This window comes from Acidovorax sp. GW823-FHT05D11, from assembly GCF_058795695.1.
Map to the genome: position 1 here is coordinate 5405488 of NZ_CM179502.1, position 16239 is coordinate 5421726.

11 protein-coding genes are annotated in these 16239 nt (G+C 70.9%); 5 read left to right on the top strand and 6 right to left on the bottom strand.

Annotated elements, in window-relative coordinates; genetic code table 11:
* Positions 1-75: 75 nt before the first annotated feature.
* Complete coding sequence (glnE, locus tag AC3RCE_RS24975; RefSeq protein ID WP_492255438.1) at positions 76-2823, bottom strand: bifunctional [glutamate--ammonia ligase]-adenylyl-L-tyrosine phosphorylase/[glutamate--ammonia-ligase] adenylyltransferase; 2748 nt, start codon at positions 2821-2823, stop codon at positions 76-78.
* Positions 2824-2921: 98 nt separating this feature from the next.
* Here glnE and AC3RCE_RS24980 point away from each other — a divergent pair, with 98 nt between their 5' ends.
* Genes AC3RCE_RS24980 through AC3RCE_RS24995 form a run of 4 tightly spaced genes read left to right on the top strand, consistent with a single transcriptional unit; the run spans position 2922 to position 10583 of the window.
* On the top strand, positions 2922-7082 hold the full coding sequence (locus tag AC3RCE_RS24980) for a YhdP family protein (RefSeq protein WP_492254195.1): 4161 nt from the start codon (positions 2922-2924) through the stop codon (positions 7080-7082).
* Positions 7082-7897: a carbon-nitrogen hydrolase family protein gene (locus tag AC3RCE_RS24985; protein ID WP_218297221.1), complete on the top strand. Its 816-nt coding sequence runs from the start codon at positions 7082-7084 to the stop codon at positions 7895-7897. Before AC3RCE_RS24980 ends, AC3RCE_RS24985 begins: the two co-directional genes overlap by 1 nt.
* A complete protein-coding gene (locus tag AC3RCE_RS24990) occupies positions 7894-9954 on the top strand; it encodes a two-component system sensor histidine kinase NtrB (RefSeq protein WP_492254196.1) in 2061 nt (686 codons plus the stop codon). Before AC3RCE_RS24985 ends, AC3RCE_RS24990 begins: the two co-directional genes overlap by 4 nt.
* The gene (locus AC3RCE_RS24995; RefSeq protein WP_218297133.1) at positions 9954-10583 is read left to right on the top strand and encodes a response regulator transcription factor; all 630 of its coding nucleotides are present in this window, start codon (positions 9954-9956) and stop codon (positions 10581-10583) included. The genes AC3RCE_RS24990 and AC3RCE_RS24995 overlap by 1 nt, the downstream gene beginning before the upstream one ends.
* A 42-nt stretch (positions 10584-10625) precedes the next feature.
* Here AC3RCE_RS24995 and AC3RCE_RS25000 read toward each other — a convergent pair whose 3' ends face one another.
* Together AC3RCE_RS25000 and AC3RCE_RS25005 are read right to left on the bottom strand one after the other, a co-directional pair.
* Positions 10626-11273 carry a YiaD family glycine zipper/OmpA-like lipoprotein gene (locus AC3RCE_RS25000; protein WP_218297132.1) on the bottom strand — a complete coding sequence of 216 codons (648 nt, stop codon included), beginning with the start codon at positions 11271-11273 and terminating at the stop codon, positions 10626-10628.
* Positions 11274-11477: 204 nt separating this feature from the next.
* Entirely contained in the window at positions 11478-11642 is a 165-nt protein-coding gene (locus AC3RCE_RS25005) for a hypothetical protein (protein ID WP_369643731.1), read from the bottom strand.
* A 295-nt stretch (positions 11643-11937) separates the two neighbouring features.
* On the opposite strand from AC3RCE_RS25005, the gene mltA reads away from it, so the two are divergent.
* On the top strand, positions 11938-13068 hold the full coding sequence (gene mltA, locus AC3RCE_RS25010) for a murein transglycosylase A (protein WP_492254197.1): 1131 nt from the start codon (positions 11938-11940) through the stop codon (positions 13066-13068).
* A gap of 116 nt (positions 13069-13184) precedes the next feature.
* On the opposite strand, the gene AC3RCE_RS25015 is transcribed toward mltA, so the two are convergent.
* From AC3RCE_RS25015 to AC3RCE_RS25025, 3 genes are all read right to left on the bottom strand, one after another.
* Positions 13185-13646: a hypothetical protein gene (locus tag AC3RCE_RS25015; RefSeq protein ID WP_369643733.1), complete on the bottom strand. Its 462-nt coding sequence runs from the start codon at positions 13644-13646 to the stop codon at positions 13185-13187.
* Positions 13647-13751: 105 nt separating this feature from the next.
* A complete protein-coding gene (locus tag AC3RCE_RS25020) occupies positions 13752-15491 on the bottom strand; it encodes an MFS transporter (protein ID WP_492254198.1) in 1740 nt (579 codons plus the stop codon).
* Positions 15492-15644: 153 nt separating this feature from the next.
* Positions 15645-16130, bottom strand: a complete 486-nt coding sequence (locus AC3RCE_RS25025) for an Lrp/AsnC family transcriptional regulator (RefSeq protein ID WP_218297128.1) — start codon at positions 16128-16130, stop codon at positions 15645-15647.
* Positions 16131-16239: the final 109 nt, after the last annotated feature.

Genomic DNA, 16239 nt, shown 5'->3' on the forward strand with positions numbered 1-16239 from the left:
GTTGTTTGAATTGGCGAAGGCCAGCGGAAAATTCGCCCGCCAAAAATGCAACGAAACGTCACGCCGGGACCGGCCTCAGCCGAACACCGCCCTCCACAGCGCCAGCACCGCATTCCGCTCGGCCTGCAGCGCGGGCGGAGCAACCTGGGTGGGCGCCTCGTCCAGGCGCGCCACGTGCTGCACGCGCCGCAGTTCGCGGTAGGCGTCGGCCGCCGCCATGCCCACGCCGGGCGGCAGCAGGCCCACCTGCTCGGCGCGCTGCAGCAGCGCGATGTTGCCCACGTTGCCCACCAGCTCCGGGTGGTTCGCGGATTGCGAGAGCACGAGGTACTGCACCGCGAACTCCGCATCCACCATGCCGCCCGGGCTGTGTTTCACATCGAACTGCCCGGCGCGCGTGGGGTGTGCCGAGCGCACGCGCTCGCGCATGAGCACGATCTCCTCGCGCAGGGCGGCGGGGTCGCGCTCGGAGGTGATCACGGCCTCGCGCACGGCATCGAAGCGCGCCTGCAGGGCATCGCTGCCCATCACGAAGCGCGCGCGCGTCATGGCCTGGTGCTCCCAGGTCCAGGCGGTGTTGCTGCCTCGGCGTTGCTGGTAGTTGGCGTAGGCCTCGAAGCTCGTGACCAGCAGGCCCGAGCTGCCATTGGGCCGCAGTGCGGTGTCGATCTCGTACAGGTCGCCCTCGCCCGTCTTCACGGTGAGCCAGTTGATGAGCTTGCGCACGAAAGCGGCGTAGACCTCGGGCGCGCGTTCATCGTCGTCGTCGAACACGAAGACGATGTCCAGGTCGCTGCCGTAGCCCAGCTCCTTGCCGCCCAGCTTGCCGTAGCCAATGATGGCGAACTGCGGGCTGTCGCGGTGGCGCGTCTTGAGCCGGCTCCAGCACCATTGGGCCGTGATGCGCAGCACGCTGTCGGCCAGGGCGGACAGGTCATCCGCCACCTGCTCGACGGTGATGCGCCGCTCCACGTCGCGCGCGAGGGTGCGGAAGGTTTCCGCGTGCTGGGCGCGGCGCAGCAGGTTCAGCAGGGTTTCGTCATCGTCCTCGCCCGTGGACTGCAGCGACGCGAGCCGCACGGCCAGCTCCCGTTCGAAGTCCGCCACCACGAAGCGCTCGGCCAGCAGCGAATCCCCCACCAGTTCATCGATCACGCCCGGGTGCTGCAGCAGGTAGCGGGCGGGCCATTTGGCCGCGCCCAGCAGGTGCAGCAGTTGTTCGTGCACGGAGGGGCGCTCCAGCAGCAGCGCCAGATAGCTCTCGCGGCGCAGCAGCGGCTCCAGCCAGTTGGCCAGGCGCAGCGCGGCCTCTTCGGTGACGCGGCCCTCCTTGAGCCACTGCGCGGTGCGCTGCACCAGCCGGAACAGGCGGGCGCGGGCTTCGTCGCGCAGGCCCGCCACGCGCGGGTGGCTGCGCCACTCGGCCACGCGCTCGCGGAATCCGGGCGGCAGCTGTTCCAGCAGGGTGTCGAATTCGGGGGGTGGGGGCGCCGAGGCGCGGGGACCGCCGCAGCCGCCCCCATTGCACTGCTTCTTGCCCGCGCCACCCAGCAAGGTGTCGAACTCCTGGGCCACGAGTTCGCGGTGCGCGTCCAGCTCGTGCAGGAAGGCGCAGCAGTCAGGGTAGCCCAGGGTGTAGGCGATCCAGGCGAGGTCGTCGTCGCGCGTGGGCAGCACGTGGGTCTGCTGGTCGTCCAGGTACTGGATGCGGTGCTCCACCCGGCGCAAGAAGACATAGGCGCGCGCCAGGGCATCGGCGGTTTCCTGCGGCATGAGGCCCGCCTGGGCCAGGCGCGTGAGCGCATCGAGCGTGGGCCGGCGGCGCAGCTCGGGGAACTGGCCGCCGCGCACCACCTGCAGCAGCTGCACCGTGAACTCGATCTCGCGGATGCCGCCGCGCGAGAGCTTGACGTCGTTGGCGCGCTCGGGGTGGCCCGCGCTGCGCTTGGCCGCATGGTCGCGGATCTGGCGGTGCAGGGAACGCAGCGCATCGAACACGCTGTAGTCCAGGTAGCGGCGGAACACGAAGGGCAGCACCACGCCCCGCAGCGCCTGCACCTCGGGGCTGCCAATGCAGTCGTGGGGCGCCACCACCCGGCTCTTGAGCCAGGCAAAACGCTCCCATTCGCGGCCATGCAGCTGCAGGTACTCCTCCAGCGCCGACAACGAGACCGACGGCGGGCCGGAGTTGCCATTGGGGCGCAGCGCCAGGTCCACGCGGAACACAAAGCCGTGCTCGGTGGTATCCCCCACCAGGCTGTAGATGGCCTTGACCGCCCGCGCGAAGTATTCGTGGTTGGAGATGCGCCCCCGGCCGTCGGCCGTGCCCGCGGTCTCGCCATCGTGTTCGTACACGTAGATCAGGTCGATGTCGCTGGAGACATTGAGCTCGCGCGCACCCAGCTTGCCCATGCCGATGATCCACAGCTGCACGGGCTGGCCGTCCGGTCCGCGCGGCGCGCCGTGGCGTTCGTCCAGCTCCTGCCGCGCCTGGCGGCTGGCGCGGTCCAGCGCCAGCTCGGCCAGTTCGGTGACGGCGCGGGTGATGTCGGCGAGCGGCGCCTGCGCGTCGCAGTCCAGCTGGATGAGCCGCTCCATGACGAGCTGGCGCAGCACGCGCAGGGCCGTGCCCGTGTCGCAGCCGCGCGAGCGCAGCGCATCGTAGGCCGTCTCCATGGTGGCCAGGACCGGCGCCCCTGCGGGCAGCAGGGACAGATCGTCCGCATAGCGGCGGTGCAGGCGCTGGTAGAAGCGCGAATGCGCGGCCAGCGGGCCCTCGGGACGGGGCTGGTGGCAGCGGGGATCAGCGGGAGACGCGGGCATGGCAGACATGGCAAGGGGCCACATACATAAGGACACTGGTTTGTAGTGAACCCGCGCTAAGGCCGCGGGTCATAATTCCTGCCACATTCAATCCCACCATGATCGCTCCCACCACGCACCCCACCCGCCTGCTGAAATTCGTGGCAGGTCTCGCGCGGTGGTCGCTGGGTTTGCTGCTGGCCTTCTGGCTGCTGCTGGCCATCGCGTGGGGGGCACTTCATGGCTGGATTGTGCCGCGAATCGGCGATTTCCGCCCGCAGCTGGAGGCACATGCCGCACGGGCCCTGGGGGTTCCGGTGCGGATCGGGGCCATCGCGGCGCACACGGAGGGCCTGATCCCATCGGTCGAACTCTCGGATGTCGCGCTGCTGGACGCCGCGGGCCGTTCCGCGCTGCGCCTGCCGCGCGTGGTCGTGGCGCTGTCGCCCCGCTCCTTGCTCAACGGGGGTTTCGAGCAGCTCTACATTGAAGGGCCCGAGCTGGAGGCGCGGCGCACCGCCGACGGGCGCATCCAGGTGGCGGGCCTGGACTTTTCCCAGCAGCAGGGCGAGGACAACGCCGCGGCCGACTGGCTGTTCTCGCAGGGCGAAGTGTTCATCCGCAATGGCACGGTGCGCTGGACCGACGAGCAGCGGGGTGCCCCCGAGCTTGCCCTGGAGAAGGTGGACCTTCTGCTGCGCAATGGCAACTGGCACCACCACCTGCGGCTGGACGCCACCCCGCCGGAGGCCTGGGGCGACCGCTTCACGGTGGTGGGGCTGTTCCGCGCGCCTCTGCTGAGCGCACGCGACGGCAACTGGAAGCACTGGAACGGGCAGGTGTTTGCCGATTTCGCGCGGGTGGACGTCTCGCGGCTGCGCCACCACGCCGACGTGGGCGTGGAGGTGGCCCACGGCCGTGGCGCGCTGCGCGCCTGGGCCGACGTGCAGCGCGGGCAGATCGTGGGCGGCACGGCCGACCTGGCGCTGGCCGACGTCAACGCGAAGCTGGGCCCCGATTTGCAGGCGCTGGTGCTGCCCTCGATCCAGGGGCGTCTCGGCGGCCGCCGGCTGAACGGGGGTTTCGAGTTTTCAACCCAGGGCCTGCTGTTCCAGACCGATGACGGACTGACCTGGCCGGGCGGCAATTTGCGGCTGCTCCACACGGCCGCCGCGGGCAAGGTGCCCGCCCAGGGCGAGTTCCGCGCGGACCGCCTGGACCTGGCCGCGCTCGCGCAGATCGCGAGCCGCCTGCCGCTGGGGGCCACGGCGCACGATGCGGTCCGCACCTACGCGCCGCAAGGCCTGGTGGATGAGATCCAGGCCACCTGGAAAGGCCCCCTGGACAACCTGCAGCAGTACCAGCTGCGCGGGCGCATCCGCGGCCTCGCGCTGGCCGGCGATACCTCCGCCGGGGCCACCGCCCACCTGGGCCTGCGCGGGGCCACGGTGGACGTGGACATGACCCAGGGAGGAGGCAAGGCGGCCCTGACCATCGCCTCGGGCGCCCTGGTGCTGCCCGGCGTGTTCGAGGACCCCGTGCTGCCCCTGGACCGGCTCAGCGCCGACGTGCGCTGGCAGCTCGAGGGCAGCCGCATCGCGGTGCAGGCCAACGACGTGCAGTTCGCCAACGCCGACGCGCAGGGCGAGGCACGGGCGACCTGGCACACGAGCGATGCGGCCAAGGTGCCGCACCAGTCGCGGTTTCCCGGCGTGCTGGATCTCACCGGCACGCTGCACCGCGCCGACGGCACCCGCGTGCACCGCTACCTGCCGCTGTCCATTCCGGCGGATTCGCGCCACTATGTGCGCGACGCGGTCGTCGCGGGCAGCGCCAGCAACGTGCAGTTCCGCGTGAAGGGCGACCTGCACCACCTGCCGTTCAACGACCCCAGGCAGGGCGAATTCCGCATCGCCGCGCGCGTCAAGGACGTGACCTACGCCTACGTGCCCCCCAGCCTGCAGCCGGCGGGCACCCTGCCCTGGCCCGCGCTGACGGAACTGGGCGGCGAGCTGATCTTCGAGCGCTCGTCCATGCAGGTGCGCGGCGCCACCGGCAGCTTCGCGGGGCGCCAGGGCCTGCGCCTGTCCAAGGTGGATGCCCGCATCCCCGACCTGGCCCACACCGTGGTCAGCGTCAGCGCCGACGCCCGGGGGCCGCTGCCCGAACTGCTCGCGCTCATGGGCACGTCGCCCCTGGGCCGCATGACCGGCAACGCGCTCGACCAGGCCAGCGGCACGGGCAATGCGGACTTCCAGCTGCGCCTGTCCCTGCCCATCAGCGACATCAACAAGTCCAAGGTCCAGGGCAGCGTCACGCTGGCCGGCAACGAACTGCGCATCACGCCCGACACCCCTGCGCTGAGCCGCGTGCGGGGCGTGGTGCAGTTCACCGAGGGCGGCTTCTCGCTCAACGCCGTGCAGGCGCAGGCGCTGGGTGGCAGCGTCAAGCTGGAAGGTGGCATGCGCGCGCTGCCGGCCCACGCGCCGGCGGCCGAGTCGGCCGTGCAGGTGCGCGCCCAGGGCACTGCGACGGCCGAAGGGCTGCAGCAGGCGCCGCAGCTGGGCATGCTCTCGCAGCTGGCGCGCCACGCCACGGGCAGCACGCCGTACGCCATGACGCTGGCGTTTCGCCGGGGCGTGCCGGAGGTGCAGGTGACGACCAGCCTGCAGGGGCTGGCGCTGGCGCTCCCGCCGCCGCTGGGCAAGACCGCGGAGACCAGCCTGCCCCTGCGCTTTGAAACCCAGGTGGCGCGCGAATCCCTGGCCGGCGTGACCCAGGCCGGGCACGGGAGCGGTGCCGACGCCCCGCCCCTGCGCGACCAGGTCACGGTGGACCTGGGCGCGCTGGGTTCGGCCGTGTACGTGCGCGATATCAGCGGGCCCCAGGCCCGGGTGCTGCGGGGCACCATCGGCGTCGGCCTGTCGGGTGGCGAATCGGCCCCCATGCCCGCCCAGGGCGTGGCCGCCAACATCAACCAGGGCAAGCTGGATGTGGATGCCTGGGAGGACGTGCTGACGCAGGCCACCTCCCGCGTGGAAACCGCCGCGCGCGCGCCGGCCGCCGCGGCCCCGGCCAGCGCGCACAGCCTGGCGCAGGACTACCTGCCCACCACGCTGGCCCTGCGCGCGCGCGAGCTCACCCTCCAGGGCCGGACGCTGCACAACATCGTGGCCGGGGCCCTGCGCGACGGCACCACCTGGCGCGCCAACCTCGATGCCACCGAACTCAACGGCTACCTGGAATACCGCCAGCCCGGCGCCGCCGACCAGCCCAACGGGCGCCTGTTCGCACGGCTGTCCCGCGTGAACATGCCGCAAAGCGATGTGAACCAGGTCGAAGCGCTGCTGGACGAACAGCCCGGAGCCCTGCCCGCGCTGGACATCGTGGTGGACGACTTCGAGTTGCGCGGCAAGCGGCTGGGGCGCGTGGAGATCGAAGCGCAGAACCGCGGCGGCGATGGCGCGCAGCGCGAATGGCGCCTCTCCAAATTCAACATCACCGCCCCCGAGGCGAATTTCACCGCCAACGGCAACTGGGCGGTGATGAATGCCGCGGGAGGCGGGCCGCGCACCCCCGACCGGCGCACGGTGCTCAATTTCAGGCTGGACATCCGCGACTCCGGCGACCTGCTGGGGCGCATGGGCATGCCGGGCGTGGTGCGGCGCGGCAAGGGACGCATGGAGGGCCAGGTGGCCTGGATGGGCGCGCCCTTCAGCCCGGACTACCGGTCCATGACGGGCCAGATCAACGTGAACATCGAAGCAGGCCAGTTCCTCAAGGCCGAGCCGGGCCTGGCCAAGCTGCTCAGCGTGCTCAGCCTGCAGTCGCTGCCGCGGCGCCTCACGCTCGATTTTCGCGACGTGTTCAGCGAAGGCTTCGCGTTCGACTTCGTGCGCGGCGACGTGCGCATCGAGCAGGGCGTGGCCACCACGAACAACCTGCAGATGAAGGGCGTGAATGCCGCCGTGCTGATGGAGGGCAGCGCCAACATCGACCACGAGACCCAGGATCTGCGCGTGGTGGTGGTGCCCGAGATCAATGCCATGACGGCATCGCTGGTGGCCACCGCCATCAACCCCGTGATCGGCCTGGGCAGCTTCCTGGCCCAGGTGTTCCTGCGCGGACCGCTCATCGAGGCCGCCACGCAGGAGTTCCGCATCGACGGCACCTGGACAGACCCGCGCGTCGTGCGCGTCCCCCGCCGCGGGCGCGAGCCCGGCCCCGCCAGCGACGCAGCGCCCCGCACCAGCCCCGCCAGAACCGGAGAAGCCTCATGATGAAAGTCGCCGCGATCCAGATGGTGTCGGGCACCCGCCTGGAAGACAACCTGCGCGCCGCGCGCACGCTGCTGGAGCAGGCGGCCGGCACCGGCGCCGAGCTGGCGGTGCTGCCCGAGTACTTCTGCGCGATGGGGCACAAGGACACCGACAAGCTCGCGCTGCGCGAGACCCTGGGCGAAGGCCGGATTCAGGATTTCCTGGCCAGCGCGGCGCGCGACCTGCGGATGTGGGTGGTGGGCGGCACCTTGCCGCTGCAGACCGCCGCGCCGGACCGGGTGCGCAACACCACTCTGGTGTTCGACCCCACGGGCGGCTGCGTGGCACGCTACGACAAGATCCACCTCTTTTACTTCGACAACGGCCGCGAGCAGTACCACGAAGGCCGGGTCATCGAGGCCGGTGGCACGCCCGTGCAGTTCGAGCTGCCATCGCGCGACGGCCACCGCTGGCGGGTGGGCCTTTCCGTGTGCTATGACCTGCGCTTCCCCGAGCTGTACCGCCTGCATGCCAGCGCCGGAGCGGACCTCCTGCTGGTGCCCAGCGCGTTCACCCACACCACCGGCCAGGCGCACTGGGAGGTGCTGCTGCGCGCCCGCGCCGTGGAGAACCTGGCGTACGTGCTGGCCCCCGCCCAGGGCGGCGTGCACGAGAACGGCCGGCACACCTGGGGCCACAGCATGCTGGTGGACCCCTGGGGCACCATCCTGGCCGAGCAGGACCAGCAGGCGGGCGTGGTGTCGGGCGTGGTCGACGCGCAGCGCCTGCGCGACGTGCGCCTGCAGCTTCCCTCCCTGTCGCACCGCGTCCTGTGAAGATCCCGCAGCAGCGCACACTTTTCAGGCGCTGGCGGGGCGCATGGCGGCGCTGGTCGCTGTGGACCCTGCTGGTGCTGCTCGTGATCTCCATGCTCGCCACCATGGTGTGGCTTGCGGGGCGGTACGAGGCCAGCCAGGTGCAGTCCCGCCTGGAGCGCGACACGGCCGACGCGGTGTCCGACATCCGCGTGGCGCTCACGCGCAACCTGCAGAGCCTGCAGGCACTGCACGCGGGCGACCCGGGCCAGCTCGCCTGGGAAGTGGATGCCTCGGAGCTGCTGCGCAACCGGCGCGAGCTGGTGCGCATCGAGTGGCGGGATACCAGCCTGCGGGTGCGCACGCATGCCCAGTCGCCCTACCGCCCCGTGGCCTGGGACGCGCGGCTGCGCGAAGGCAACCAGTCCGACGCCGCCATTGCCTGCGCCAACGCGCGCCGCCTGAGCAGCCCCGCCTATTCCAGCAGCTACTTCCAGCCGCACGGCGACGGGCTGGGCTCGGAAATGATGGAGCTGTGCCTGCCCCTGAGCTCGGGGGGGCGCAGCACGGGCTTCCTCGTGGCCACCTACGCCCTGCAGGACGTGCTGATCAACCTGGTGGCGCACAACCTCACGCGCAGCCAGGAGGCCTCCTTCACCGAGGCCGACGGCACCCGGCTGGCCGTGCTGGGCGCCGCGCGCCGGGGCTCGCGCATGTTCACGGCCACGCACCTGCTGGATCTGCCCGGCAGCACGCTGGTGCTGCGCATGGACACCTGGCACAGCGCGCCCAGCCTGTTCCCCAATGTATTGACCGCGCTGGTCACCGCCATGTCGATCGCGCTGGTCACCGTGATGGTGGTGCTGGTGCGCGACAACCGCCGGCGCCTGCGCGCCGAGCGCGACCTGGCCGACGCGCTGGCATTCCGCAAGGCGATGGAGGACTCGCTGGTCACGGGCCTGCGCGCCCGCGACCTGGAAGGCCGCATCACCTATGTGAACCCGGCGTTCTGCGCCATGGTGGGGTTCAGCGCCCCGGAACTGCTGGGCCAGAGCGTGACCGCACCCTACTGGCCGCCCGAGCGCGTGGAGGAGTACCGCCAGCGCCAGGCCATCCGCTTCGCGGGCACCATGCCGCCGCGCGAGGGGTTCGAGTCCGAATTCATGCGCAAGGACGGCACGCGCTTTCCGGTGCTCATCATCGAGGCCCCGCTCATCAACGCCCAGGGCCTGCACACGGGATGGATGAGCGCGTTCCTCGACATCAGCGAACAGCGGCGGGTGGAGGAGCTTTCGCGTGCCTCGCAAGAGCGGCTGCAGGCCACCGCCCGGCTGGCCACCGTGGGCGAGATGGCCTCGCTGCTGAGCCACGAACTCAACCAGCCCCTGGCCGCCATCTCCAGCTACGCCACGGGCTCCATCAACCTGCTGGAGGCGCCGGCGCCCCAGGCGGGAAGCCCGGCGGGCGCCGCACCCAACGCGGAGCAGCTGCAGGACGTGCGCATGGCCATGCAGCACATCGCGCGGCAGGCCGAGCGCGCCGGCAAGGTGATCAAGAGCGTGCACGACTTCGTGCGCCGCCGCGATCAGGCGCGGGAGGCCGTGCAGGCGCGCCAGCTGCTCGACGCCATCCTCCCGCTGGTGATCCTGCAGGCGCGCAAGCTGGCCGTGCGGGTGAACACCACGGTGGAGCCGAACCTGCCCCCCGTCCTGTGCGACCGCACCATGGTCGAGCAGGTGCTGCTCAACCTGGCGCGCAACGCCATGCAGGCCATGGACGACCCCGCCATTCCCACGCGCGTGCTCGACATCCGCGTGCGGCGCGCCGCCTCGAACCAGCACAGCGGATGGATCGAGTTCGCGGTGACGGACCTCGGAACCGGCATCGCGGCGGACGTGGCGAAAAAACTCTTCACGCCCTTCTTCACCACCCGCGCCGAAGGCATGGGCCTGGGCCTCTCGATGTGCCGCACGGTGATCGAGCAGCACGGCGGTTTTCTCGGATTTGCCCCCCACGAGCCGCGTGGTACGGTCTTTACCTTCACGCTGCCCGTTCCCCAACCTTCGCCTGACACCTGATGGAACCCGTATCCAACGCCACCGTGTACATCGTGGACGACGACGCCAGCGTGCGCGAGGCGCTGGCCTGGCTGCTGCGCTCGCGCCGGCTCCCGAGCGAATCGTTCGACAGCGCCGAGGCCTTTGATGCCATGCTGCAAAGCCGCCCGGCGCAGCGCCAGCCCTGCTGCCTGCTGCTGGACGTGCGCATGCCCGGCATGAGCGGCCTGGCGCTGTTCGACCTGCTCGCCGTGCGTGGCGACCTGGCCACCATGCCGGTGATCTTCCTCACGGGCCACGCCGACGTGCCCACGGCCGTGGACACGGTCAAGCGGGGCGCCTTCGATTTTTGCGAGAAGCCCTTTTCCGACAATGCCCTGGTGGACCGGATCGAGCAGGCGCTGGCGCAGTCGGCGGAGCGGCTGGCGCAGCTGCGCGAGCGCAGTGACCTGCAGGTGCGGCTCGCGGACCTGACGGAGCGCGAGCGCGATGTGATGGACCTGGTGGTGGCGGGCCTGCCCAACAAACTGATCGCCGACCAGCTGGACATCAGCGTGCGCACGGTGGAAGTGCACCGCTCGCGGGTGTTCGACAAGATGCAGGTCAAGTCGGCGGTGGAGCTGGCCAACCTGCTGCGCACGGGGCAGTAGGCCGGCCCCCGCGCCCGCGCGCCGGGGTGCGGCGGCTAGCCGCTAGCCGCGCGGGCGCTCACCCACGAAGATTTCCACCCGCCGGTTGCGGGCGCGGCCGTCGGCCGAGTCGTTGGTGGCGATCGGGTAGCGCTCGCCCATGCCATCGATGGCGATGCGGCGCCCGTCCACGCCCCGTGCCGTGAGGTAGCTGCGCGTGCTGGCGGCGCGGTCCACCGAGAGCGGGTTGTTGATGGCGTCGCTGCCGGTGTTGTCCGTGTGGCCCACGATGCGCACATCGGTGTTGGGGTTGTTGCGCAGGCCGGCAGCGAACTGGTCGAGCACCGGCGCGAAGTTGGGCTGGATGTCCGAGCGGCCCACGGCGAACGAGATGTCGCTCGGGATGTTGAGCATGAGCTGGTTGTCGGCCGTCTGCGTCACGGCGATGCCGGTGCCCTGGGTCGCACGCTCCATCTCGCGCTTTTGCCGCTCCATGTTCTGCGACCAGATGTAGGTGCCCAGCGCCCCCACGCCCGCGCCCACGACCGCCCCCGTGCCGGCGCTGCCGCCGGTGGCGGAGCCGATGACGGCGCCGGCCAGCGCGCCCACGCCGGCCCCTGTGGCGGTACGGCGCTGGGTGTCGTCCATGCTGGCGCAGCCCGTGGCCAGGACGATGACGGCGGTGGCGCCGAGAAGAATGTGTTTGCGCATGGTGGTGCTCCTTGAAAGATTCGTTGGAGCTGGGCGCTTCGGGAGTTCCGTTCGCGTGCCGTGTGGCCTGTCCTTGGCCCCGGCCTCGGGTGCGCCCAGCTCAACGCCATCGTGGCCGCGGGCTGGCATGGGCGCCATCGGCACAGCGGCACCCTGGCTGTAGGACGGCACCGCCTGGCGCCCGCGCCCCGCGCGCATGCCAAGTCACTGCGCCGGGGGCGGTGGAGGGGCGGGGGCGGGGGGCGGCGGCGGGGAATCCTTCGGGGGCTGCTGCAGCTCACCACCCTTGCGGCCTGAGAACATGGTCCACCAGACGATGGCGACCAGCAGCACCAGCGCGAGCAGCGCTTCAAGCAAAATCAGCCCCATGAAATTGACACTCCCAAGAACGTATTTACGGTCACCCCGTGGCCGCGCAGAGGCCATTGCGGGATGGGATACAAGGCGTGGTGTGCGGCCCATGGCCCCGCTATTGGCAAGCGCCGCAACGCAGCAGACCGACCGCAAAGCCCTCGGCCCTTCGGGCTGGAGTGAAAACGGGCGATGGGACGCCCCGGCTGCTTGCACAAGCGCGAGCCCCTGCGGCGCACCCGAGCCATCCACTCATCCCGATGGCACTCCAACACGGCCACGGCGTGATCGCAAACACCTTCTAGGCCTTGTATTGACGGCACTGATTGTAGGAACGCTGGCCGCCTGCTCGAGCCCACCGCCCGCAAGCCCCTCCCGCCCCCCGGCCATCCCGGCGCCCCTGCCGCCCGGCGCGGTGGTTCTGCCGGGCGACACCGGCCCGCTGCCCCCGCCGATGTCCCAGCCCAAGAGCCGCTGGGTGCCCGTGCGCTGGGCCGAGCTGCCGGGTTTTGCCGACGACGCACTGCACGAGGCCTGGAACGCGTGGATCAAGAGCTGCGAGCGCCCCGTGGCGCCGTTCGCCGCGCTGTGCAGCGAGGTGCGCCAGATGAGCATCGCCACCGCCGACGAGCAGCGCGCGTGGCTCGTCGCCCGCCTGCAGCCCTACCGCATCGAGGCGGCGGACGGCAACACGGAGGGCCTGCTAACGGCCTACTACGAGCCGATGATGGAGGGCTCCCGCCAGCCCGGCAACGGTTTCAACGTGCCGGTCTACCGCGTGCCCGCCGGGCTCGGGACGCGCAAGCCCTGGTACACGCGCCAGCAGATCGAGACACTGCCCGAGGCCCAGGCCGCGCTGGCCGGCCGGGCCATCGCCTGGCTGCGCGACCCGGTCGAATCGATGGTGCTGCACATCCAGGGCTCGGGCCGCTTGCGCATCGCCGAGGCGGACGGCACGGTGTCGCTGGTGCGCGTGGCCTACGCGGGCACCAACGACCAGCCCTACCAGAGCATCGGCCGCTGGCTGCTGGACCAGGGCTACACCCGCGACGCCACCTGGCCCGGCATCCGCGCCTGGCTGGCCGCCAACCCCCAGCGCACGAATGAGCTGATGTGGACCAACCCGCGCTACGTGTTCTTCCGCGAGGAGCCGCTGAGCCCGCTGGACGCGGGCTTTGGCCCGCGCGGCGCGCAGGGCGTGCCGCTCACCCCCGGCCGCTCCATCGCCGTGGACCGCCAGAGCATTCCCTACGGCACGCCCGTGTGGCTCGCGTCCAGCGGGCCGCAGGTGCAGCTCAACCGCATGGTGATGGCCCAGGACACCGGCAGCGCCATCCTGGGCGCGGTGCGCGCGGACTTCTTCACGGGCTGGGGACCGGAGGCGGGCGACATCGCCGGGCGCCTGAAGCAGAACCTGCGGCTGTGGGCGCTGTGGCCCCGGTGATTTTTTAGGTCATTTTGGCTTCCAGTCCTTATTGGACAAGCGCTGAAAGCTATTGAATCAGGAGCATTTTCTTCAAGTGTCCCTGTGCCCCAACACCCCGCGGCTGGCGGCCCCGTTCACGGGCACGGCACCCGCGCCGCATCGGTTTCCACCCGCTGGGCCGCAGCGGCCGCCGCGAACGCCATGGCCGGCGGCACGGTCACGGTGTGCAGTTGATCGCCTTCGATGCGGTACTCGTACTCGCGCGTCGAGCCCACCATCTCCGTCCTGAAGGTGCTGCCCGCCATGGTGGCCGCATACACCCGGGGGCGGACGACCTGATACCGGTACGTTGTGGTGGCCGTCCCGCTGGTGGTCTTGCAGGTGGATTCGAACTGGTCCGCCTTGAATTGCAGGGTGCAGCGGCCGGAGGTGTCTTCGGCCTTTTCGCCATCCGGGGCGGTCAGCACGATCCTGGCGGCGCGCCAGCAGCCGAGCAGGGAGGGGTCGGGGGCCGCCGCGCAGGCCCAGGAGGCCGCGAGCGCAAGGGAGAGGAAGCTGGAACGCGTGAAGCACTTCATAGGGAGGTCAACGTGCAAGGTCAGGGGCTGGGGCGGGCCTTTGCAGGGCATCCCGCGATGGTAGAGGCATCGTCCCTGGCGCCCCGCGCTGCAGGGCTGCCCAACCCCCGGGGCCCTGGCGCCCTACGGCTCCACCGTCCACCGCGTCACACGCGGCGGCGCATCGCCCACGTGGAAGGCCAGCTTGCGGTCGCGCAGGGCCACGTCCGAGGCCGTCACCCGGTCGAAGCGCCGCAGGTGCTCGGTCCACGACTCGTCCTCGATGCGCTCCACATACCGCGCGGGCTGGCTGATGTCGTGCAGCAGCTGCCAGCCCAGGGCACCCTGGCGCAGGCGGCTGCGGCGGCTTTCCTGCATGGCGGCGCGGAATTCGGCCGCGCGGGCCGGGTCGATGAAGTACTCGATCGTGACCACGAGGTGCCCCGCCCCCGGCGGCACGTCGGCCACGGGCGCCTGGAAGGCGCGCGAGGGGCTCAGGTCCTCCTCCATGCTGCGGTCGGCCACCAGGCGCTGCACCAGCAGCATGGCCACCACGCCGGTGCCTGCGGCGATTCCCAGGCTCGCGTGCACGTCGCTTACCGTGGCCACCTGGCCCCACACGGCGGCACCCAGGGCCGTGGAGCCCATGATGGCCATCTGGTAGATCGACATGCCGCGCGCGCGCACCCAGTTGGGCAGCGCCAGCTGGGCCGACACGCTCAGTGAATTGGCCGTGGTGATCCACGCCATGCCGGCCACGAACATCGCGGGCACGGCCACATACACGTTGGGGGCCACGGCCATCACGCCGGTGGCCGCCGCCTGCAGCAGCGTGCCCCGGATCACCAGCACGTCGCGCGCCATGGCCTGGCGCAGGCGCGGCAGGAACATGGCGGCGGTGATGGCCCCCGCGCCCATGGACGCGAGCAGCAGGGTGAAGGTGCCCGCGCCGCCGCCTTCCAGGCCCCGGGCCAGCAGCGGCAGCAGGGCCAGCAGCGCGGTGGCGTGCAGGAAGAAGATGGAAATGCGCCACAGCACGGCCCGCATGCTGGGCGACTGCCGCACGAACTGCAGGCCCACGCGCATGGCGCTGGGCAGCTTCTCGCGGCCGAGCGGGCTGGGCACGTGGGTGCGCTTCCAGCGCATGATGACCAGGCCCGAGATGACGGACAGCACGGCGTTGAGCACGAACACCCAGGCGCTGCCCGCGCTGGCGATGATGGCACCGGCCAGCAGCGGGCCGATGATGCGCGAGGCGTTCATGGCCACGCCGTTGAGCGCCAGCGCCGCGGGCAGCTGCGGGCGGCTGACCAGCTCGGGCACGATGGCCGCGAACACCGGCCAGCGCATGGCCAGGCCGATGCCGTTGGCGAACGTGAGCGCGAGCAGCAGCGGCGCCGTCATGCCGCCCGCCATGATGGCCACGCACAGCACCAGCGCCACGGCGGCCACCCAGAACTGCGTGGCGATGAAGTAGCGCCGCCGGTCCAGGATGTCGGCCAGCGCACCGCTGGGCAGGCCCAGCAGGAACACGGGCAGCGTCGAGGCCGACTGCACCAGGGCCACCAGGATGGGCGAGGTGGTCAGCGTGGTCATGAGCCAGGCGGCCGCCACGTCGTTCATCCACATGCAGGTGTTGGCCGCCACCCAGGTGAGCCAGAGCATGCGGAACACTGGCACCGACAGCGGCGCCAGGGGCGAGAGCGAGGCGGAGTGGTCGAGCCGCGCAGCCACGGATTCTTCCGTGTCCTGGGCGAGGGCCGCGCGGTCCGCGGCCGCTTCACGCGCCGCGAGGTCGGCGGGCGCTTCGGGGGCCGGGCTCAGTTCAGGAGGGGGCGGGGGCGCAACGCTGCGCGTGCTTTCGTGGGACGGCAAAGGTGGCATGTCCGCGCATTGTGCGACGGGTTCTGCCGCCGCGCAGCGCCCGGCGGCGCGTCCGACGCCGGTGCAGGGGCATGGCCCGGGCCGGCGGCCCGATGCCTTTTGGGCACCTGGCGCTTTCCCAGCAAGCGCCACAAGCTATTGAAATGATAGCAATCAGGATTTGGCGCGCGCCAGGTGCGTGAGCGGCAGCGCGCTGCTGGCCTTGACCTCGCCCAGCGAAAAGCTGGTGTGCATGTCTTTCACGTTGGGCAGGTTGAGCAGCACGTCGCGCGCGAACTGCGAAAAGCTGTCCAGGTCGCGCGCCACCACCTGCAGCTCGAAGGTGCCCGTGCCGCTGATGTAGTGGCAGGCCACCACCTCGGGGATGCGCGCGATCGCCGCCTCCATCTCGCGCGTGAGGTCGCCGGTGCTGCGGTCGGCATCCAGCCGCACGAACGCCAGCACCCCCAGGCCGATCTTGTGCCGGTCGATCTCGGCGCGGTAGCCCTTGATGAAGCCCTGCTCCTCCAGCGCCCGCACCCGCCGCCAGCAGGGCGCGGCCGAAAGGCCCACGCGCTGGGCCAGTTCGGCGTTCGTCAGGCGTGCGTCAGCCTGCAGCTCATTGAGGATGGCGATGTCGAATTTGTCGAGAGTGTTCACAAAATGGCCGTGCCGAGAAAGATCCTTTCTCAGAATAGCCCAAACACGGCACAGAACGCAAAGACATATCAGCAATGCAGACATACACTTCTCTGCACACTGGAGTCGC